The sequence below is a fragment of the Luteolibacter sp. SL250 genome (assembly GCF_026625605.1).
Taxonomy (GTDB): domain Bacteria; phylum Verrucomicrobiota; class Verrucomicrobiia; order Verrucomicrobiales; family Akkermansiaceae; genus Luteolibacter.
Window position 1 is genome coordinate 3,480,457 of sequence record NZ_CP113054.1, and the last position, 20,258, is coordinate 3,500,714.

Sequence of the window (20,258 nt, forward strand, 5' to 3'; positions counted from 1 at the left end):
CACTCAGGTCACCTTCCGGTTCTGGAAGTAGAGGATGGTGCTGGAGGCGATGCCGCAGCCGATGACCAGCAGGATGAGGACCGCCCCGGAGTAGCGCTGGGTTTCCACCTGGAAATCCGCGTTCTTCCTCTCGATCTCCGCCTGGGCGGCGGCTCCGGAGAGCACCCCTTCCGGTTCGGGGTCTTTCTTGTGGCTGGTGAACGGGAGCGGCTTTTTCAGGGCCAGGAAGATGTTGCGCGCCTCCTTGTTCCGGTAGTCGTTGCGGAAGGTCTCCGCCTCACGGACCATGAGGTCGATGCGCTCGTTGACGAAGAACTCCGCGGCGGGCCGCGCCTGATCCTCGTCATCAGGCCAGATCTTCATGGTCTCCACCTCCCCTTTCTTCCCTTCGCGGGTGGCTTCCATGATGCGGGTGACCAGGGCACCCGCCTCTTCCGGCGTGGTGGCGCCGGCGGCCATGAGACGCCGCAGGCCTTCCTTCAGCAGCTCCAGCCGCTCGACACCCTGACTGCCGCTGGCGGCGTTGCCGATGTTGCGGTCGATGCTGCGCTGGAGCCGGACGCGTTCCACCTCGAACGGGTTCCGCGTCGCCTGGGAAACGATCATCGCCTCATAAGCGTAGCGCAGCGGCATGATGCGGGCGGGAACGGGTGAGCCTCCCCTTTCACGGTTGAGGCCGGCGTTCTCGAACAGGCCCCGGTTCATCTCCCGGTAGGGCACCAGCGCCCCGGCCAGCAGCATCTGCGGGACGAGCAGCAGCGGCACGGCGGTGAGGGCGGCGCGCTCCGTCCTCACCAGGGTGGAGACCACCACCGCCATCGCGGTCCCGGCCCAAGCGGTGAGCGTCATCCACAGCCAGTGGTCCATCAGCATCCCGCGGATCTCCAGGAAGTGGTTGCCGACGATGAGGTAGGCCAGGCACTGGACGGAAGCGACCAGACCGAGGGCGACGAACTTGGCGATGATGTAGGAGGTGCCGCCGGGCTGGCAGTTGCGCTCCCTCCGCAGCACGGAGCGGTCCCGCAGCACCTCCGTGGCGGAGTTCGTGAGGCCCAGGAACATGGCCACCGTCACGCTCAGGAACAGGTAGGCGGGGATGTGCAGGGCGGTGGAAAAGTCATACGGTCCCTTCGGTGACGAACGCAGCGTGATGGAGATGAGCGCGGCCAGCAGTGGTGCCTCCAGGAACGTGCTGTAGATGGTTCCACGGTTCCGCACCTTCGACAGCAGGGAACGGAGGAAATGGGTGGCGAAGACCGCGATCACCGCGCGCACCACGCGGTTGGGCCGGGGCGGGACAGGCAGCCGTTCCTTGGACGAACGCTCCCCCAGCCGGGAGGACGGCCCGGTTTCCTGCGGCAGCAGAGACTTCAGCAGCGCCACGCTCTCGAACCGCTCCTGCCAGAAGGACGACGGGAAACGGCGGGCGGCACCGGTATTCGATCCGCCGCCGATGGAACTCAGTGGCGTCTCCAGCACATCAAACACGAAGTCCGCGCCGAGGGGCGATTTCGCATGCACGGACGGATGGGAAATGGCCAGCTCCTCACAGGCGTCCCGGAAATATCCGACCATGCCCACCGGCGTGCCGAAGTAGGCGAGCCTGCCGCCGCTGTCCAGCAGCAGCACCTTGTCGAACAGGCGCAGCACCGGCGCTCCGGGACGATGCAGGGAGGCGATGACGATCTTTTCCCGCGCCAGCGAGCGCAGGGTTTCCGCGACGTGCTCCGAGTCCTTTGAGGACAGGCCGGAGATCGGCTCATCGAACAGGAAAACCTCCGCCCGGCTGCCGAGATCGAGGCCCAGGTTCAGGCGGCTGCGCTCACCGCCGGAGATGGTCTTCTCCCCCGGGGAGCCCACCCGGCGGTTGGCGATGGTCTGGAGGCCCAGCTCCGCCAGCATGGAGTCCACCCGCCGTTCATGCTCCGCCAGCGCCAGCGTGGGCCGCCGGATGGTCATGGCGTGGCGCAGGTGCTCACGCACGGTGAGCTGCGGGTTCAGTGCCTCCTCCTGCGGCATGTGGGCGATGAAAGGCACCAGTTGCTCCCGGTGTTCGTAAAGGGGGATGCCGTTGAGCTTCACCTCGCCCCGCGTGGGCCGCCGCTGGCCGGACAGCACGGCCAGCAGGGTGCTCTTGCCACTGCCGCTGGGGCCGATGATGCAGAGCATCTCCCCGCGCTTCACCTCGAAGTTCACGTGGTCCAGAGCACGGGAGTCCGGTCCGAAGTCATGGATCAGGTTCTCCACCTGGAGCGCCTCGATCTGCGTCCGTTCCTCATCGAGGAAGCCCTCGCTGAAGCGGCAGCGCACGGCCTGGCTGCCGGAAAGGCGGATGAGCGAACCATCCCGCAGCGGCACCTTTCCGCGGGCGGGGAAGCCATCGACCATCACCTGGCCGTCGCTTTCCTTCACCTCCAGCATGCCCTCGCCGAGCTGCTCGTCGAACTTGATGTGCATCACCACCCTCGGGGCCAGCTTCGCGCCCAGCAGCAGGTCCCCGGCGGACAGCGCGGAGGCGTCATTGGACACGACGTATTCCTGGCGTTCCGCCGCCAGCCGGAAGCGGCGGCCGGACTGGGTGGCCATCCGCCGCAGTTCGTTGATGGAAAGGCTGAATTCGCCGGAGTCCGCGATGCGTTCATGGTTCCGGCAGGTGACCACCTCGCCCTTTTTCATCGCGCCCTTGCTGCCGGCGTGGATGTCGATGTCCTGGAGGGCCTCCACCTCCGCATCCAGGCCGAAGCGCACCCGCATGACGCTCTGGCGGCCACGGGTCCGCTCCGCGGTGATGCCCTCATCCCCTTTCCGCAGGTAGATGGATGGCGCGTTCCCGGTGCGCTTCACATTGAGGAAAAAGATCACGTCCTCATGGCTGAGGGTCCACCCCGGCACCACCAGCGGCTGGCGCTCCCGCATGCGGAGGAACGCTCCTGTCTCCAGGGAACGTCCGCGAATCCAGAGCGGGGCGACCCCGGTGTTCCTCACCAGGATGAGATCCCCGGTCCGGTAGACGCGGAACTCCTGGTCACGGGCCGCAGGAGGCAGGATGACGTCCGCATTTTCATAGCCGAAGACCAGCCGCTCGAACGGAGGTTCCTCCAGTCCGCCGTCACCCCGCATCTCCCGCAGGATGGCGAGACCGTATTCCGGGCGGCCGAGGCGGCGCATGAAAATCTCGAAGGTCGCCCGGCTCCGTTCGGACTTTCCGGCGGCGTCCACCAGGGTGAACAACTGGAGGCCCAGCGCCATTTTCCCCTGATCGTCTAGGGTGTCTTTGAGGGCCATGGCCAGTCCCTGGAGCGGCCGGGGGTGTTTCACCGCCCGCTGCAGGCGCTTCGCCAGCCAGCCGTGGTCCACCTCCGGAAAGGCGCTGCGCAGCATGTCCAGGATCAGATCCGCCTCCATGGGGCTGAGCACGTCATCCAGCGTCGCGAACGCGGCGAAGGCATCGACCAGCGGACCGACATGGGAGTCCGACCCGGGCCTCAGGGAGCGCAGCCTGCCGATGCCCGGCACGGTCCGCAGCCACCCCAGCCAGCGCCCGCGCCGTGACGGCGGCGTTTTTTTCTTTCCGGGGGCTGGTTCGGATTCCACGCCCGCTTCCTTGCCAGACGATCACGCCGCCCGCAAGAGCGTGAACCGGTGATTTCAAAAGGAAGACCTGCCGCAGAGACGCAAAGGATCGCAAAGATCCCCCCTTTATCCCTTCCTTTGCGATCCTTCGCGAACTCCGCGGCTTTGCGGTGGATCCCCCTCCCCAGGCAGCTCCGGAAGGGTGCAAAAAAGCAGTTTCCTTTTCACCCCTCTGGCTTATTCTCGATTACTCCGGCGTGACGCTGGCCGGGAAACTGCTTCCCCGCCACCGTCTTTCCCTCCGGATTCCGAAATCCATCATGTCTGATCAACAGAACAATCCCACCCCGCCTCCCGGACAGAACCGAGGCCCCGGCGACAGCCCCGGCTTCAACTGGCGTCTTCTCGGCCTCCTCAGCGTGGCGGTGGTGATCCTCGGCATCGCTTACTTCGTCCAGCCGACCGGCAACGCCGAAATTCTCAGCTACTCCCAGTTCCGCAAGGCGTGGGACCAGGGCCGTATCGTTACGGATGAGGCGGAAAAGCCGCTCCAGATCGTCACCTCGGACTCCTCCAGTGATGTGACAATCACCGGCTGGATTTCCCCTGAGATGGTTCCGGCGCCGAATTCCAAGACGGAGAGCGGCTCGTTCCAGGTCATCCTCGACCCGGATCTCCAGAAAGAAGTTCGCGAGATCGCCGGTGAGGGTGTCACCAACGTCCAGGAAGCCTCCTTCCAGGCCCCTGCGGGGACCCGCACGCTCACCTTCGCGGACTTCCGCAAGGCCCACGCCCTCGGTGAGATCCCGCAGGACAAGAACGTGGAGAACCCGCTGCGCATCGTCACCACCCCGGAAGCGACCATCCTCACCGGCACCATCAACAGCTACGACTACGTGGCGAAGAAGGACGCGCAGACGAACAAGGAGGAGGCCACCCGCCAGTTCACCGTCCCGGTTTCCGGCACCATCCTGAAGGACCAGCTCGCCACGCTCCTCAGCTCGAAGGCGAAGTACAAGAAAGATCCCGCCTACCTGCGCAGCGCCATCTCGATGTTCCTGCCGTTCCTGCTGATCATCGCCCTGCTGTTCTTCCTGTTCCGCCAGCAGATGAAGTCCGCCGGTCGCGGCGCGATGTCCTTCGGCAAGTCGAAGGCACGCCTGCTGACCATGGACCGCAACAAGGTCACCTTCAAGGACGTGGCCGGCATCCAGGAGGCGAAGGAGGAGCTTTTCGAAATCGTCGATTTCCTGCGCGACCCGCGCAAGTTCCAGAAGCTGGGCGGCTCCATCCCGAAGGGCGTGCTCATGGTCGGCTCCCCCGGCACGGGCAAGACCCTGCTGGCCCGCGCCATCGCCGGTGAGGCGGATGTGCCTTTCTTCTCCATCTCCGGATCGGACTTCGTGGAAATGTTCGTCGGTGTGGGAGCGTCCCGCGTGCGCGACATGTTCGAGCAAGGCAAGAAACACGCGCCGTGCCTCATCTTCATCGATGAGATCGACGCCGTGGGCCGTCACCGTGGCCACGGCATGGGCGGTGGCCATGACGAGCGCGAGCAGACGCTCAACCAGCTCCTCGTGGAAATGGACGGCTTCGACACCCAGGAGGGCGTCATCATCATCGCCGCCACCAACCGTCCGGACGTGCTGGACCCCGCGCTGCTGCGCCCCGGTCGTTTCGACCGCCAGGTGACCGTTTCCCTGCCGGATGTGAACGGCCGCGAGGAGATCCTCCGCGTCCACGTGAAAAAGATCAAGTTGGCCGCCAACACCGACCTCGCCGTGGTCGCCCGTGGCACGCCCGGCTTCTCCGGTGCGGAGCTGGCCAACCTGGTCAACGAGGCCGCCCTTCTCGCCGCCCGCAAGGGCATGACCGCCGTCACCCTGGCGGAAATGGAGGAAGCCCGCGACAAGGTCCGCTGGGGCCGTGAGCGCCGCTCGCTGGCCATGTCCGACAAGGAGCGCGTCGGCACCGCATGGCATGAGGCCGGCCACGCCTACCTCAACATGGTCCTGCCGCACACCCACCCGCTGCACAAGGTGACCATCATCCCGCGCGGTCCCTACCTGGGCGCGACGATGTATCTGCCGGACGGCGACAAATACTCCACACAGAAGAAGGAAGCGCTGGCCAACCTCATCGTCACGATGGGCGGACGGATCGCGGAAGCCTTCCACAGCGACGACGTTTCCAACGGTGCCTCCGGCGACATCCGCCAGGCCACCTCCCTCGCCCGTGCCATGGTCTGCGAATGGGGCATGAGCGACAAGCTCGGCATGGTGGAGTACGGCGACGGCGACGGTCCGGTGTTCCTCGGCCGCGGCGACATGGGCGGCCGCAAGGTCAACTACTCCGGCCACACCGCCAAGGTCATCGACGAGGAGATCAAGGGCTTCATCGACAACGCTTACGCGGAAGCCGAGCGCGTCCTCACCGAGAACCGCGAGGTGGTCGAGAAGATCGCCATGGCGCTGCTGGAGTATGAGACGCTGGATGCCTCCCATCTCCGCGACATCATCGACTTCGGCGAGATGCGCAACCCGCCATCCGCCCCCAAGCCGCCGCCCGTCCCGGATGAGCTTCGCAAGAAGCCTGCCGCCAAGGCGACCGGCGACGATCGCCCGGACGATGGCACGCCCATCCCCGGTGCCGTAGGTGCCCCGGCCTGATCCGCCTCAAGAGCTTCCCTGAACGCCGGTCGAAAGACCGGCGTTTTCAGTAAGGAGGGAGGACATTGCGGCTGCGCCGCCATGTCCGCTGCGCTCCCATTCCTGTCCTCCGGCTGCAACCGGAACCCCTAACAAAAGCATCTCACGACAGACCTTATCATCATTGGCGAAACATGAAAAACCTACCGCGAAGCCGCGGAGATCGCCAAGATAGGCAAAGAGAATAAAGTTTGAAGAATACAGAAGTCCGTTTCTTCCTTGGCGTCCTTTGCGCCTTGGCGGTGAATCTTTTTTGATTCGCCAATGCCGCCGGTGGACAAGAATGGGAGCGCAGCGGACATGGCGGCGCAGCCACAGTGTCCACCCTCCTTACTCCCTCCATGCTGAAACCTACCTCTCTCGCGCTTCTTTTCACCACGGTGGCTGCAACGGCGGAGCCACCCACTTTCCGCAACCCCATCAACCCGTCCGCCGATCCCTGGCTGGCGCATGCGGAGGGCAGCTATCACCTGACGACCACTTCCGGCAGCCGCGTCCAGCTCTGGAGCGCACCCACCCTCAACGGGCTGAAGACCGCTGAACCCGTCACCCTCTGGGAAAAGGGCAAGGGCGTGTGGGCGGCGGAGTTCCACCACCTGCCAGGGCCGGATGGAACGCGCCGCTGGTATGGCTACTTCACCAAGACGGACGGGGAGGACATCGACCACCGCATGTGGGTCATGGAAAGCACCACCGACAGCATCCGTGGTCCCTATGCCCCGCCGCGGCAGATCCTCACCGACCCGGACGACCGATACTACGCCATCGACGGCCACGTTTTCGAACACGGCGGGCGTCACTACTTCGCCTGGGCCGGGCATCCCGGGCACCGCCTCTACCTCAGCCGGATGAAGGATCCCTTCACGCTGGAGGGGCATCGCGTCATGATCCCCGCCTCCGGCTTCGGCTGTGAGGAGGTCCGGGAAGGTCCCTTCGCCATCCACCACGGCGGGCGCACCTTCCTCACCTACTCCGCCTGCGACACCGGAAAGCCGGACTACCAGGTGGGCTATCTCTGGCTCCCCGCCGATGGCGACCCGATGAAGCCCTCTTCATGGGTCCAGCACCCCACTCCCCTGCTCTCCCGCAACGACGCCGCCCGTGCCTACGGCCCCGGCCACCATTCCTTCTTCAAGTCGCCGGACGGCAAGGAAGACTGGATCGCCTACCACGCGAAGACCACCGACATCTTCACCTACAAGGGCCGCACCTCCCGCGTCCAGAAGCTCACCTGGGACGCCGATGGATTTCCGGAAAAGGTCGTCCCCTTGCCGCTGGAGACGGACCTGGCGGCTCCATCAGGTGAGGCCCCATGAAATTTCCACCGGATGGTCCCTGTAGAGAATGATCCCATGCAACGACGTCAATTTCTGGCCACAACCATTTCGTTGGGGGCTGCTCCATTGCTTGCCCAGACCGGTGCCACCAACACGAATCCGGCTCCCAAGGCCGAACCCGGCCCCGTTTGGCACGACCCGAAGACCTGGGGAGTGGAAGGCCGCATCTGCGGGGACGCGGTGCGGGAGCGTTGGTATGACCGCCTACCGGCGGACGCGAAGCCGAAGGTAACGGAGCCGGTCTGGAGCCTCAGCCGTCACAGTGCGGGCATGGCCGTCCGCTTCCGGACGAACTCCCCCGTCATCCACGTCCGCTACAAGCTGCTGCTTGATACGCTGGCCATGCCGCACATGCCGGCCACAGGCGCGAGCGGAGTGGACCTCTACGCGAAGGCGCCGGACGGCAAGTGGCGCTGGGTGGCCGTCAACAAACCCGCCTCGAAGGACATCTCCACCGTCATGATCCGTGGCATCTCCGAAGAAGAACGCGAGTGGATGATGTACCTGCCGCTTTTCAACTGCGTGGATTCGCTGGAGATCGGCGTCAAGGAGGGCTCCACCTTCCAGGGACTGGCGCCCCGGACGGAAAAGCAGGCGATCTTCTACGGCACCTCCATCACGCACGGAGCCTGTGCCTCCCGCCCGGGGATGACCCATGTGGCCATCCTGGGGCGGCGGCTGGACATCCCCACCGTGAACCTGGGCTTCTCCGGGAATGGAAAGATGGATGCCGCCGTGGGTGACTTCCTGGTCCAGACGGACCCGGCGGTGTTCGTGATCGACTGCCTGCCCAACATGTCCCCGGCGGATATCACCGCGCGCACCATCCCGCTGGTGAAGCAACTGCGCGCGAAGCACCCCGCCACACCCATCCTGCTGGTGGAAAACCGCCGCCACACGCAGTCATGGATCGACTCCTCATTGCAGACGCTGAACACCGCGAAGCAAGCCGCCATGAAGGCCGAGTTCGACAAGCTGAAGAGCGAGGGAATCGGCAACCTCCACTACCTCCACGGCGATGCCCTGCTGGGGGATGATTCGGACGGCGCGACGGATGGATCCCATCCCAATGACCTCGGATTCTTCCGCCAGGCAAATGCCTTCGAGCCGGTGCTCAGGAAGATCCTCAAGCTCTGAGCGAGGCAAAGCTCCGGGACTGGGACCGCGGGATTCATCCCGCCCCGGAGAATCCAGCCTCCGCGAAGCCAAGCGGGATGAATCCCGCGGTCCCAGTGGAGCCAGCGATGCTCCCACGTCACATGATCCGGTCCACCAGCGGTTCGCCGTTCACGTATCTCCGGAGGTTCCCCAGGAAGTGGTTCACCAGCGTGAGGGACTCATTTCCATGGCCGCCCGCCGTGTGGGGGGTGATGTGGCAGTTGTCCAGCGTCCACAGAGGATGATCGTCCGCCAGTGGTTCCGGCACGGTCACGTCCAGCCAAGCCGCGCCCAGGTGGCCGGACTTCAGTGTTTCGTAGAGCGCGTCCTGATCCACCGTCGTGCCACGGCCGATGTTGTAGAAGGCGGAGCCGGGCTTCATGGAAGCGAACCTCGCCGCGTTGAAGTAGCCAACGGACTCCGCGTTGTCCGGCAGGATGTTGATCACGTGGTCAGCCGTGGCCAGCACGCCGTCCACCTCCGCCGGGGTCACGACGCGCACGCCCTCGTCGCCTCGCGGGGTGCGGCGCATGGCGACCACATCCATGTCAAAAGGAGCGAGCATCTTCACCAGCGGCGTGGCGATGCCGCCGAAGCCGAGGATCAACACCTGCTGGCCGCGCAGCGGGCGGTAGGAATTCCGCAGCGCGGTCCACTCCGGATGACCATTCGGCACCCGCAATGCCAGGGAGGCCGGCAGGTTCCGCGCCTGCGCCAGCATGAAGGAAAACACGTGCTCCGCACATGCATAGGCATAGACCCCTGAGCTGTTCGTCACCACCAGACCCTTCTCCTTCGCATACGCACGGAACTCCGGCGTGTCATAACGGGTGAATCCCGCCGTGCTCAGGTGGATCCACTTCAGCTTGGACGAGGCCTTGATGCTCTCGATCAACGGCTGGCCGAAGGCGATGTCCGCCTCCACGAACGCCGGGTCCGCCTCCGCCTGTGACAGCACGGACGACGCCACCTTTTCCGGCAGGATCAGCCGGTGGGGCGCCACGCCCTTTTTCAGAACTTCCAGAGTGTCGGCGTCCAGTTTCGGGTCGGAGAAAATCGTGTGGTCGGGCATGCCGCCAGCTTGGATGCCGCATCAGCGGAGATCAACCGGATATGCGCCTGCCAGGTATCAGGATGGGTGAATCCCGGGGTGCACAGCGGGAGTAGCGGGGAGTAGCGTCATGGCTGCGCCATGACGGTTGGGAAAACCCGCCTGAATCCCACGAATCCACACGGGGAAGATGGCATCAAGATGAACCCACATCGGAAGGCGGCACCCATCCTCCCAGCCGTGATGGCGCAGCCATCACGCTACCAATGATGAAACCTGCGGCGGGACGCCGCAGCCACGATAATGGCCACGTATCATCTCAGTCCTCCAGCTTCAGCTTCTTCAGCTTCGGCTCAATGACGGCCTTGCAGTAGGGGTTCTTCGACTTGTTCTCCGCGTAGTAGTTCTGGTGGTAGTTCTCCGCCGGATAGAACTCGGGAGCCTTGGTGATCTCGGTGACGATCGGCTTGTCGAAGTTTGCCTGCGCGGCGGCCTTGGAAGCTTCGGCGATCTTCTTCTGCTCGTCGGAGTGGTAGAAGATGGCGGAGCGGTACTGCGTGCCGACGTCATTTCCCTGGCGGTTGAGCGTGGTGGGGTCATGCAGATCCCAGAACCACGCGAGCACGCGCTCATAGGTGATCTTTTTCGGGTCGAACACGACGACGACGACCTCCGCGTGGCCGGTGGCACCGGTGCAGATTTCCTCATACGTCGGCTTGTCCACCTTGCCGCCGGTGTAGCCGGAGGTCACGGAAACGACGCCGTCCAGCTTCTGGTAGACCGCCTCCGTGCACCAGAAGCATCCTGCCCCCAGTGTGGCGGCTTCCATTCCTTCGGGGATCTTCGGCATTTCGGCGCGGGCTCTGGCATTGGCAGGCATTTTCTTGGCGGGTTCGCATTGGGCGAGCGCCGGAAAGAGGCACAGGAAGAGCAGGGCAATTCGACGCGTCATGTTCATACGATACACGGAAACGAACGGAATCCCGAGAAAATATCAACTACCATTCGATTCCCACCCCTGCCTCCGGGATCAGGATCCGCTCGCTGATGCCCAGCCGGTCCGCCTCCATCAGCAGCCGTTCCACCGGCTCCTCATGCGGCTCATTCCCCAACGGAAAGGTGCCGTAGTGCATGGGGATCATGACTTTCGCCCCCAGCTCCGCGAAGGCCCGCACGGCCTCCTCCGGATTCATGTGGACGTTCCGCCCGCTGGGGGATTCATACGCGCCGATCGGCATCAGCGCGACGTCGATCTCCTGCCGCCGCCCGATCTCCTCAAAGCCGTCGAAATACGCGCTGTCCCCGCAGTGGAAGACGCTCTTTCCGCCCGCGCGGATCAGGTAGCCGCCGTAGTCCCGGTGGCGGTCATGGATGTAGCGCGCGCCCCAGTGGAAGCAGGGCGTGTGGGTGACATGCAGCTCGTTGAACAACAGTTCGTCCCAGGCGCACATCTCATGCACGGAGGAAAAGCCCAGCCGCTTCACCAGCGAGCCGCTGCCCCTCGGCACCACGATGCCTTCCTTCGCCTTCAGCACCTTCAGGCTCGGCTTGTGCAGGTGGTCGAAGTGGGCGTGCGTCACCAGCACCAGGTCCACTTCCGGCACCTCCCGCAGTTTCAATCCCGGCTGACGCAGCCGCTTTACCGGGCCATGCCAGTTCGCCCAGTTCGGGTCCACGATCACGGAATGTCCCGCGAACTGGACGAAAAACGAGGCGTGGCCGATCCACGTCACCCGCACCTTTCCATCCGCCGGAGCATCCAGCACCGGTGAGGAATGACTGCCCGCCGCGCGGCTGAACATTCCCGGGACGATCCGGTGCCGCCAGAACTTCAGGTTCCGGCTCGGCCAGCCCTTCTGCGGCAGGATTCCTGAGTAGTGGGGATTGAACCCCGGAGGGGGCTGGCTGTCGTTCGCGTTTCCCATGGTCGATTCCGTGGATTCGTTGTTAGGGAAACGCTAGCACCTATCCCGCGTATGCGCCTGCGATTTTCTCCGCCCAGTCCTGCGCCCGGGAGGCGAAGCCCCGGTCATCCGCCGCATACAGGATGCCGCGGGAGACATTGATCACATCCGGTGCGGAGCGTCCCGCCGCCGCCAGGGAGGCCAGGTCCCCGCCCTGCGCGCCCAGACCGGGCACCAGCAGCGGCGCGTCCGGCATCTTTTCCAGCAGCCCGCCCGCATTCGTCAGGCCGAACACATAGCCCACATCCGTCTTCCGGCCCTCTTCCTTCGCCCGCTGGCCCAACGCGGTCACCAGCTCGAACACGGAGCGTCCGTCAGCCAGCTTCTGCTGCTGGAAATCCGCGGATCCCGCGTTCGACGTCAGTGCCAGCAGATAGACCGCCTTGCCCTCCCAATCGAGGAACGGCTCGATGGAATCATAGCCCAGGAACGGGTTGAGCGTCACCGCGTCCACGTTCCAGTTCGAGAAGTAACCCTGCGCGTAGTATTTCTGCGTCTCGCCGATGTCGCTGCGCTTCGCGTCCAGGATGACCGGGATCTCGCCGGGGATGATCTTCAGAAGGTCCTCCAGCAACTGGATGCCCTCGATGCCCATGGCTTCGAAGTAGGCCATGTTCGGCTTGAACGCCGCCGCCCAGGGCGCGGTCTCTTCGATGACCTGGGTGAGGAAATTCCTCGCGAACGAGGCGCCGCCATCTCCGGGCCGTGGGTCCAGTCCCACGCAGAGGCGGGAGCAAGTCGTGTCGATGCGGTGCTGCAGGCGTTCGGTGAAGGTCATCGGGCGGATGATATCGCCGCGCCGCCGCCAGTCGAACATTTCATGAAACGGAAAGCGGTGCCCTGAGGTATCCGACGTTTCATGATGATCACCACCCGCGCTTTTCTCCTGTTGGCGTTCCTTGGCCTGCCACCGGCAGGAGCCGCCGACCTCCAGGAAACCTGGCTGGACGGCTATGAGGGGAAGGATGCCACCGGCGCGCACGTGCTGGGCTACTGGAAATTCACCTCCGGAGCGGAGCTGCGGGACAGCTCCGGAAAAGGGCATGACCTCACCCTGTCGGGAGCCGCCACCGGGGTGGAGGGCCGCTCCGGCGGTGGCCTGAAGTGTGGATATTCCCCCACCAGTTCCCACTCCGCCAGAGCCAGCGGCGGCGGCCTCAGCCCCTCCGGCCCGTTCACCCTCGAAATGTGGGTGAAACCCGACCCCGGTGGCAACCCCGCGGCCTGCCACCTGGTGGACAAACGCTACACTCCGGACAACCACACGGACTATGCGTGGAAGCTCATGGAGGCGGAAAAATCCGGCCTGCGCCGCATGTCGCTCGCCCTCGGCTTCGGCTCCATGTCGGAGACCTTCCACTCGGAACCCATGGAGCTGGAGGCGGGTGGCTGGCAGCACGTCGCCGTCACCTATGATGCGAAAGGGACCGTCACCTTCTATCGGGACGGCTCGCTGGTCAGCCAATCCACCCGACCCGGCCTCGGAGCGGTGAAACCGGGACCGAAGAACCTCCACATCGGAGACCGGGTGGGCAGCACCTTTTCGGGATTTCCCGGCATCATCGATGAGGTGAGGCTGAGCGAAGGCGCGCTGCGCTTCGAAAGCATCGGCCTCCACATCCGGAGCACACGCCATGTGTGGGAACGCATGGAAAAGGCGGAACCCATCGTGGTGACCTGCACCAACCTCCAGCGGAAAACCGTCACCGGGTCACGCCTGACCATTATTCTGGGGGAGAAAATCCAGACATTGGAGATTCCGCCACTGGAACCCGGGAAAAGCCATGATTTCCCCATCCCCGTGGATACCGTCCTGAAGCCCGCCGCCTATACCCTGGCCGCCCGCCTGGAAAGCGGCGGGACCACCGTGGAGAAGAAGACTCCGCTGGAGATCGTCCCCCGTCCCGCTCCGGCGATGCCCGTCATCCTCTGGGGCGGGGGTGACATCCCGCGCATGAAGGACGCCGGTTTCACCCACTACATGGCCCTGGGAGTGGACAACATGGGGGAGATCTGGAAATCCCGCCGTGACACCGCGGCGGTACCACCCGCGGGAGCGCCGGACACCATCGGCAGGAACATGGCTCTGCTGGATGATGCCCTGGCCGCCGGTATCCGGGTGGTCGCCCGGGTCTCCCCGCGTGGGTATGCGGAAACCCTTCCCGGCATGCTCCGCGTGGGCAGGGATGGCAAGCCGCTCGCGCGGAAGGACATCATTGCGCTGAATCCCGAACTGCCTCCCTTCTTCGAAAAGGTGGGCCGCAGCCTGGGAACCACCTATGGAGGTCATCCCGCCTTCAGCGCCACCCTGGTGAACACGGAGGTGAGGGACGCTTCCCAGCCATCCTTCTCACCGCTGGAGGTGGACGCCTACCGTGCGTTTTCCGGCAGGGACATCCCGGCGGAGGTGCAGTCCCGTGGTGGCGTGGACTGGCGGACACTCGCGGACTTTCCCACGGATCGCGTCATCCCGGACGACCATCCCATCCTAAGCTACTACCGCTGGTTCTGGACCACCGGGGACGGCTGGAATGCCCTCCACACCGCCCTGAGCGATGGGGTGAAAGCAACCGCCCGCCCCGGCCACTGGACCTTCCATGATCCGGCCGTGCGCCAGCCTGCGATCAGTGGCGCGGGTGGCAATGTGGACGTGCTGTCCCACTGGACCTACACCTATCCGGACCCCCAGCGCATCGGCTTGGCGACCGACCAGCTCCTCGCGATGAGCGAGGCCTCCGGCAAAGGCCAGCAGGTGATGAAGATGACCCAGCTCATCTGGTACCGCAGCCAGACCGCACCGGTCACGAAGACCGCGCCGGATGACCCCGTGCCGTGGGTGGACCAGGACCCGGACGCCGCCTACATCACCATCGCCCCCATGCACCTGCGGGAGGCATTCTGGACAAAACTTTCCCGCCCCGTCAGCGGTATCATGTACCATGGCTGGCAGTCACTCGTCCCCACGGAAAGCGCCAGCGCCTACAAGTTCACCAATCCCAACACCGTCCATGTGTTGCGGGAGCTGATCCATGACGTCGTCCGCCCGCTGGGTCCCACGCTCATGGCGGTTCCCGACAGCCCTGCGGACGTGGCATTTCTGGAAAGCTTCACCGCCCAGATGTTTTCCAAACGCGGGGGCTACGGCTACAACAACGGCTGGCCCACGGACGTCTGGCTGGCACTCCAGCACGCACACGTGCGCACGGACATCCTCCATGAGGAAACGCTCCTCAAGGACGGCCTGGAAGGACGGCGTTTCCTCGTCATGCCCCACTGTGATGTACTCACCGCAGCGGTGGTGGAACGCATCCGGAAATGGCAGGAAGAGGGTGGAAAGATCATCGCGGATGAACACCTCTGCCCGGCCCTGAAGGCGGACGTTCCGCTGCCTGCCTACAAGCGCACACGGAGTGCCGCCGTGGACCGCACCGGCCTGCTGGCCATGGCCGGGGAACTTTCCTCACGGATGACCGCCAGCGGCCATGTCCCGGCCGTCACGGCCGACACCCCGGACGCCATCCTGCGCATGCGCCGCTCCGGAGATGCCCGCTATCTTTTCGTCATCAACGACCGCCGTGAGGCCGGCAACTACGTGGGCCAGAACGGGCTGGTGCTTGAGAACGGCCTGCCCACCCGGACAATGGTGACTCTCCCGATAGATGCCGGCGCGGTGTATGACCTCACCCGCGGACGCCAGCTCCAGCCGCAACGCGGCGAAAGCGGAAAACCACAGCTCCCGGTGGATCTCGGCCCGTGTGACGGACGTATTTTCATGATTCTCCCCGCCCCTCTCCGGTCGGTCTCCGCCGATCTGCCGGACAGCATCAAGCGCGGCGAAACGGCGGAACTGCGCGTCCGCATCACCACGGACAACGACCAACCGGTGAATGCGGTGATCCCGCTGCGGGTGAGGATCCACGACGCCAACGGCAAGGAAGCCGAGGGAAGCGGCTACCACGCCGCGAAGGACGGCACGCTCGTCCTGCCGCTGTCCATCGCCACCAATGAGGACCCCGGATCGTGGGAAATCCGAATCACGGAACTGGCCTCCGGCTTGGAAACCACGCGTCACACGAAGGTGCGGCCATGACGCTCACACTTTCGCGTCCAGCCATTTCCCCCTGAAGTGCAGCCAGGAGAAAATCACCGCCTGCACCGTCAGGTCCGTCGCCAGCACGATCCACACATGCGTCAGCGTCGGTGAGCCGAACTTCGCCATCGCCCCCAGCACGCCGATGCGGAAGAAGATCATGCTGGTGAACGCCCAGCGCATGACGATACCCGTGGCACCCGCCCCGCGCATGGTGTTTTTCAGGATGATGCAGGTCGCGTAGGACGGCTGCACCAGGCCGCAGACGATGAGCAGCGGCGCGGCCAGCTCCACGTGCAGACCACTCCCCGGGGCCATCCAGCCGATGAGCGTGTGGCGGAACAGGATGAAGAGCAGGCCCATCACCCCCATCATCAGCACGCCGGAACCCCAGCACAGCCGCGCGGCCTTCACCGCCATGTCCTTTCTCCCGGCCCCCAGATACTGCCCCACCAGCGTCGCTCCCGCCGTGGCGACCGCGAAGCCCGGCAGGAAACTCATCGCCTCCACCCGGATGGCCAGGATGTGCGCCCCCAGCGCCCCCGTTACCGGCAGCGACGCGATGACATGGATGCCGAACGCGTGGATGGACCACATGCCCGCGATCTCCAGCGACTGCGGCGCGCCGATCCTCAGGATACGCCGGATGGTCTCCCAATGGGGCTTCAGGATGCCCAGCGACCAATGCAGCACCTCCGACCGCCACCGGCCCAGCAGGCAGCAGGCCGTCAGCAACCCCGCCGCCCAGCCGACCGTCGTCCCCCAGGCGATGCCCTCGATGCCATGGCCGCCCACCGGAGCCGGGCCGAAGACGAACAGCCAGCTCATCCCCATGTTCACCACGTTCACCACCACCATGCCAAGGAACGGCGTCCGCGTGTCCCCCGCCCCGCGCAGCGCCGCGTTCAGCGCGAACATCGTGCCGCTGAACGGACCGGACCACGCCAGCACCCGCAGGAACCGCTCCGCATACACGGATGCCTCCGGACTCAGGCCGATCCACCGGATCAGCGTCGGGATCCACAGTTGCAGGATGAGCAACGACACACACCCGGCGATGAAGCCCAGCCAGATTCCCTGCCCCAGCGCCCGGTTCGCCAGCCCCTTGTCCCTGGCCCCGGTGGCCCGCGCCACCAGCGCCATCACTCCCGTGGCGATGGCCCCCTGGAGGATATTGAAAAACCAGCTCACATAGCCCGCCAGCGCCATCGCATCCAGCACCGCCACCCGGTCCGGACCCTCCACCATGCGCCCCGCGATCAGGAGATCCGTCAGCCCGACGAAGAACGCCAGCACCTGCTCCAGCAACGGCCACATCGCCAGCACCATGATCTGGCGCGGCAGCGAAAGCCCCGCCAGACGGCCTCCCAGACCCGCCGCGGCATCCGGATTTCCGCTGGGGTTGGGGATCGGTTTCGACATGCTTCGTGGGCGAGCGTCCACCACCCGCCGGAATCCGGCAACCTTCAATCCACTGTTCTCCCAGGCAGCCGTTTTTCCCCGGAGAAAGGATCATCAAACCACTGATTTCACTGATTCAAAAACAGGTGGATGAGGATCACCGCTGTACAGCACAGTATCCCTCGTTTTAAATCAGTGAAATCAGTGGTAATCCCCGCCAACTTTCCCCAACGGCGTCAGGGTAGCCTTATGGTCCCCCTTGCATCCCAACCGTCCCCCCCTTAGGCTTGCGGCGTGGCGAGCCATCCACCCGATTCCCCGATCTATCTCAACGGCCAGTTGCTGCTGGCCGATCCTTCGCTGCGTGACGGGATTTTCAACCGTTCCGTCATCCTGCTGGCGGAGCATTCGCCCGACGACGGGGCGCTCGGCCTCATCCTCAACCACCCCACCGGCCATGTCGTGGGTGAGTTGCTGAAGGACCCGGATTTCAGCGCGCTGCGCAACCTCCAGGTCTATGACGGCGGCCCCGTCGAGCGGGACCAGCTCACGTTTTCCGCCCTTTGGTGGAACCACCAGCAGGGCCTGCGCTGGGCGCTGCGCATCTCCGCCGAGGAGGCGATCAAGCATTCCCAGCAGCCCGGCACGCTGGTGCGCGCCTTCATCGGCTACTCCGGCTGGTCGTCCGGCCAGCTCGAGGGGGAGCTGCGGCGCAACGCGTGGATCGCCACCCGCCCGCTGCCCGACCTGCTGGGCCATGACCATGACAAGTCGCTGTGGAAAGACCTGCTGCGGCCGCTTTCCCCGTTCCACCGCCTCCTCGCGGAGGCCCCGGAGGATCCGTTCCTCAACTGACTTTCCCTGAAATCCACGCTCCGTTTCATGTCCGACTCGCCACTTCTCTTCAGCCCCATCGACGAAATCATCGCCGAGATCGCCGCAGGCCGCCTCGTCATCGTCGCCGACGATCCATCCCGTGAAAACGAGGCGGACCTGGTGGGTGCCGCCTCTCTCTGCACGCCGGAGATGGTCAACTTCATGGCCGTGCACGCCCGTGGACTGATCTGTGCCCCCGTCAGCCCTGAGCGGGCCGAGGCGCTGGACCTGCCGCAGATGACCCGCCGCAACAACGAGGGACAGAAAACCGCCTTCACCGTCAGCATCGACGCCGCCAAGGACATCACCACCGGTATCTCCGCCGCCGACCGCGCCATCACCGTGCGCCTGCTGGCGGACCCGGATTCCACCTCGGAGTCCTTCGTCCGTCCCGGCCACATCTTCCCCATCCAGTCGGTTCCCGGTGGTGTGCTGCGCCGGGCAGGCCACACGGAGGCCGCCGTCGATCTGGCCACCCTCGCCGGTCTTCCTCCAGCCGGCGTGATCTGTGAGATCATCCATGACGACGGCACCATGGCCCGCGTCGGCAACCTCGGCGACTATCAGGCGAAACACGGCCTGAAGGCCTGCACCATTTCCCAGCTCATCGAGTACCGCAGGCGCTCCGAAAAGCTTGTCTTCCGGGAGCAGACCATCTCGCTGCCCACGGACTTCGGCGACTTCGACTGCCACCTCTACCGCGTCTTCACCGATGGAAGCCACCACCTCGCCCTCAGCCGGGGTGAGATCGATCCGGAAAAGCCGATCCTCGTCCGCGTGCATTCCGAATGCCTGACCGGGGATGTCTTCCAGTCAAAGCGCTGCGACTGCGGTGGCCAGCTCGCATCGGCGCTGGAGCGTCTCTCCAACGAAGGCGGCGTCCTCCTTTACCTCCGCCAGGAAGGCCGTGGCATCGGCCTGCCCGCGAAGATCCACGCTTACAAGCTGCAGGAAGAGGGACTCGACACCATCGAGGCCAACGAAAAGCTCGGCTTCGGTTCCGATCTCCGGGACTACGGCATGGGCGCGCAGATCCTCCATGACCTGGGTGTGCGCAAGATCCGCCTCATGACCAACAACCCGAAAAAGGTCGTGGGTCTTGAAGGGTATGGGCTGGAGATCGTCGAGCAGATGCCCATCAGCCTGCCTTCGAACCCCCACAACCACAAATACCTGGAGACGAAGCGGACCAGGATGGGGCATACGTTGTGAGGTTCCTCCTCACTCCGGCCAGGCCAGACTGGGCGGGAGTCCTTTCCAGATGGGATTCGCGGGGTCGAGCAGGCGCTTGCCGCCGATGATAAGGTGTCCGTGTTTGTCGGTGATGCCCTCTTTCACGGTCCCATCCACACAGACAAGGACGGCTACCCCGTCAGGCACCGCAGGATTCACCCTGTCCGTTCCATGGATTAGCCCTGCGATCAGCACCGGAGTGCCCGGTGGGCTGCTGAAGTCCAATCCCGGGACGTAGGCGAAACCACATTCTCCCTTTTCCAAGGCACCGGAGACATCAATGCGGCGATCCGGTCTCTTTGTGGACGTCCCCCTGGAGTAAAACGCCCCTTCATCCAGTATATCCGCCGCCAACAACTGACGGAGATAATGATTCGAGGAGGAAGTGCCCAGGCTGAGACTCGTTCCGGTCCTCTGTCTGACTTCGGCGATGGTGTCCGCACCGGGATATTTGCCGTAGTCCTTCTCGAACTCCATCAGGGCCAGGCCCAGTTGCTTCGCATTGCCCAATGTCCGGTACAGCTCGTGAGGTCTCCGGGATTTCCCCCACCACGACGGCACCAAACCCACGATGATCAATACGACCAACGATATGATCCCATAGGCGATGATTCTTCGGAACAGTCGCCTCGAGCGCAATGCGTCGTCCGATGGCGGAGGTGCGGGAACATCGGGTGGTGGCTGGATTTCCATCATCCGGAGGATAGGTCGAAGGCCCCATGACCAACAATCCGAAAAAGGTCGTCGGACTGGAGATCGTCCGGCAGATGCCCATCAGCCTGCCTTCGAACCCCCACAACCACAAATACCTGGAGACGAAGCGAACCAGGACGAGGCATACGCTCTGAGTAAGGAGGGAGGACACTC

Annotated in this window: 13 protein-coding genes and 1 pseudogene; 7 read left to right on the plus strand and 7 right to left on the minus strand. The window is 64.6% G+C overall.

Going from position 1 to position 20,258, the window contains the following annotated elements:
* Positions 1-3: 3 nt before the first annotated feature.
* Positions 4-3,594 carry an ATP-binding cassette domain-containing protein gene (locus OVA24_RS15200; RefSeq protein ID WP_267670772.1) on the minus strand — a complete coding sequence of 1,197 codons (3,591 nt, stop codon included), beginning with the start codon at positions 3,592-3,594 and terminating at the stop codon, positions 4-6.
* 299 nt (positions 3,595-3,893) lie between these two features.
* Between OVA24_RS15200 and ftsH the strand changes: the two genes are divergently transcribed.
* From ftsH to OVA24_RS15215, 3 genes are all read left to right on the plus strand, one after another.
* The gene (ftsH, locus tag OVA24_RS15205; protein WP_324287863.1) at positions 3,894-6,242 is read left to right on the plus strand and encodes an ATP-dependent zinc metalloprotease FtsH; all 2,349 of its coding nucleotides are present in this window, start codon (positions 3,894-3,896) and stop codon (positions 6,240-6,242) included.
* 380 nt (positions 6,243-6,622) lie between these two features.
* Complete coding sequence (locus OVA24_RS15210; RefSeq protein ID WP_267670773.1) at positions 6,623-7,597, plus strand: glycoside hydrolase family 43 protein; 975 nt, start codon at positions 6,623-6,625, stop codon at positions 7,595-7,597.
* A 36-nt stretch (positions 7,598-7,633) separates the two neighbouring features.
* The gene (locus OVA24_RS15215) at positions 7,634-8,755 is read left to right on the plus strand and encodes an SGNH/GDSL hydrolase family protein (RefSeq protein ID WP_267670774.1); all 1,122 of its coding nucleotides are present in this window, start codon (positions 7,634-7,636) and stop codon (positions 8,753-8,755) included.
* Positions 8,756-8,873: 118 nt separating this feature from the next.
* On the opposite strand, the gene OVA24_RS15220 is transcribed toward OVA24_RS15215, so the two are convergent.
* From OVA24_RS15220 to pyrF, 4 genes are all read right to left on the minus strand, one after another.
* A complete protein-coding gene (locus OVA24_RS15220) occupies positions 8,874-9,848 on the minus strand; it encodes a D-2-hydroxyacid dehydrogenase (RefSeq protein ID WP_267670775.1) in 975 nt (324 codons plus the stop codon).
* Between the two features lie 298 nt (positions 9,849-10,146).
* A complete protein-coding gene (msrA, locus tag OVA24_RS15225; protein ID WP_345783445.1) occupies positions 10,147-10,707 on the minus strand; it encodes a peptide-methionine (S)-S-oxide reductase MsrA in 561 nt (186 codons plus the stop codon).
* A 118-nt stretch (positions 10,708-10,825) separates the two neighbouring features.
* Entirely contained in the window at positions 10,826-11,752 is a 927-nt protein-coding gene (locus tag OVA24_RS15230; protein WP_267670777.1) for an MBL fold metallo-hydrolase, read from the minus strand.
* 40 nt (positions 11,753-11,792) lie between these two features.
* Entirely contained in the window at positions 11,793-12,608 is an 816-nt protein-coding gene (pyrF, locus tag OVA24_RS15235; protein WP_267670778.1) for an orotidine-5'-phosphate decarboxylase, read from the minus strand.
* Positions 12,609-12,650: 42 nt separating this feature from the next.
* Between pyrF and OVA24_RS15240 the strand changes: the two genes are divergently transcribed.
* Entirely contained in the window at positions 12,651-15,881 is a 3,231-nt protein-coding gene (locus tag OVA24_RS15240; protein ID WP_267670779.1) for a LamG domain-containing protein, read from the plus strand.
* Between the two features lie 3 nt (positions 15,882-15,884).
* On the opposite strand, the gene OVA24_RS15245 is transcribed toward OVA24_RS15240, so the two are convergent.
* Positions 15,885-17,303 carry an MATE family efflux transporter gene (locus OVA24_RS15245; protein WP_267670780.1) on the minus strand — a complete coding sequence of 473 codons (1,419 nt, stop codon included), beginning with the start codon at positions 17,301-17,303 and terminating at the stop codon, positions 15,885-15,887.
* A gap of 273 nt (positions 17,304-17,576) precedes the next feature.
* Between OVA24_RS15245 and OVA24_RS15250 the strand changes: the two genes are divergently transcribed.
* Positions 17,577-18,137: a YqgE/AlgH family protein gene (locus OVA24_RS15250; protein ID WP_267670781.1), complete on the plus strand. Its 561-nt coding sequence runs from the start codon at positions 17,577-17,579 to the stop codon at positions 18,135-18,137.
* Positions 18,138-18,164: 27 nt separating this feature from the next.
* Positions 18,165-19,370 (plus strand): bifunctional 3,4-dihydroxy-2-butanone-4-phosphate synthase/GTP cyclohydrolase II, encoded by a 1,206-nt coding sequence (locus OVA24_RS15255; RefSeq protein WP_267670782.1) that lies wholly within the window; start codon positions 18,165-18,167, stop codon positions 19,368-19,370.
* Positions 19,371-19,379: 9 nt separating this feature from the next.
* Here the strand turns inward: OVA24_RS15255 and OVA24_RS15260 are convergent, their stop codons facing one another.
* Positions 19,380-20,087 carry a type II secretion system protein gene (locus OVA24_RS15260; RefSeq protein ID WP_267670783.1) on the minus strand — a complete coding sequence of 236 codons (708 nt, stop codon included), beginning with the start codon at positions 20,085-20,087 and terminating at the stop codon, positions 19,380-19,382.
* 23 nt (positions 20,088-20,110) lie between these two features.
* Here OVA24_RS15260 and OVA24_RS15265 point away from each other — a divergent pair.
* Positions 20,111-20,239 (plus strand): annotated as a pseudogene (locus OVA24_RS15265) (bifunctional 3,4-dihydroxy-2-butanone-4-phosphate synthase/GTP cyclohydrolase II); the annotation flags it as partial.
* Between the last annotated feature and the right edge of the window lie 19 nt (positions 20,240-20,258).

Excerpts from the sequence above, each read along its gene's own strand:
- OVA24_RS15255 (WP_267670782.1), top strand. The coding sequence starts at position 18,165 with ATGTCCGACTCGCCACTTCTCTTCAGCCCCATCGACGAAATCATCGCC.
- OVA24_RS15220 (WP_267670775.1), bottom strand. The coding sequence starts at position 9,848 with ATGCCCGACCACACGATTTTCTCCGACCCGAAACTGGACGCCGACACT.
- pyrF (WP_267670778.1), bottom strand. The coding sequence starts at position 12,608 with ATGTTCGACTGGCGGCGGCGCGGCGATATCATCCGCCCGATGACCTTC.
- OVA24_RS15245 (WP_267670780.1), bottom strand. The coding sequence starts at position 17,303 with ATGTCGAAACCGATCCCCAACCCCAGCGGAAATCCGGATGCCGCGGCG.
- OVA24_RS15240 (WP_267670779.1), top strand. The coding sequence starts at position 12,651 with ATGATGATCACCACCCGCGCTTTTCTCCTGTTGGCGTTCCTTGGCCTG.
- OVA24_RS15215 (WP_267670774.1), top strand. The coding sequence starts at position 7,634 with ATGCAACGACGTCAATTTCTGGCCACAACCATTTCGTTGGGGGCTGCT.
- OVA24_RS15230 (WP_267670777.1), bottom strand. The coding sequence starts at position 11,752 with ATGGGAAACGCGAACGACAGCCAGCCCCCTCCGGGGTTCAATCCCCAC.
- ftsH (WP_324287863.1), top strand. The coding sequence starts at position 3,894 with ATGTCTGATCAACAGAACAATCCCACCCCGCCTCCCGGACAGAACCGA.
- OVA24_RS15260 (WP_267670783.1), bottom strand. The coding sequence starts at position 20,087 with ATGATGGAAATCCAGCCACCACCCGATGTTCCCGCACCTCCGCCATCG.
- msrA (WP_345783445.1), bottom strand. The coding sequence starts at position 10,707 with ATGCCTGCCAATGCCAGAGCCCGCGCCGAAATGCCGAAGATCCCCGAA.
- OVA24_RS15210 (WP_267670773.1), top strand. The coding sequence starts at position 6,623 with ATGCTGAAACCTACCTCTCTCGCGCTTCTTTTCACCACGGTGGCTGCA.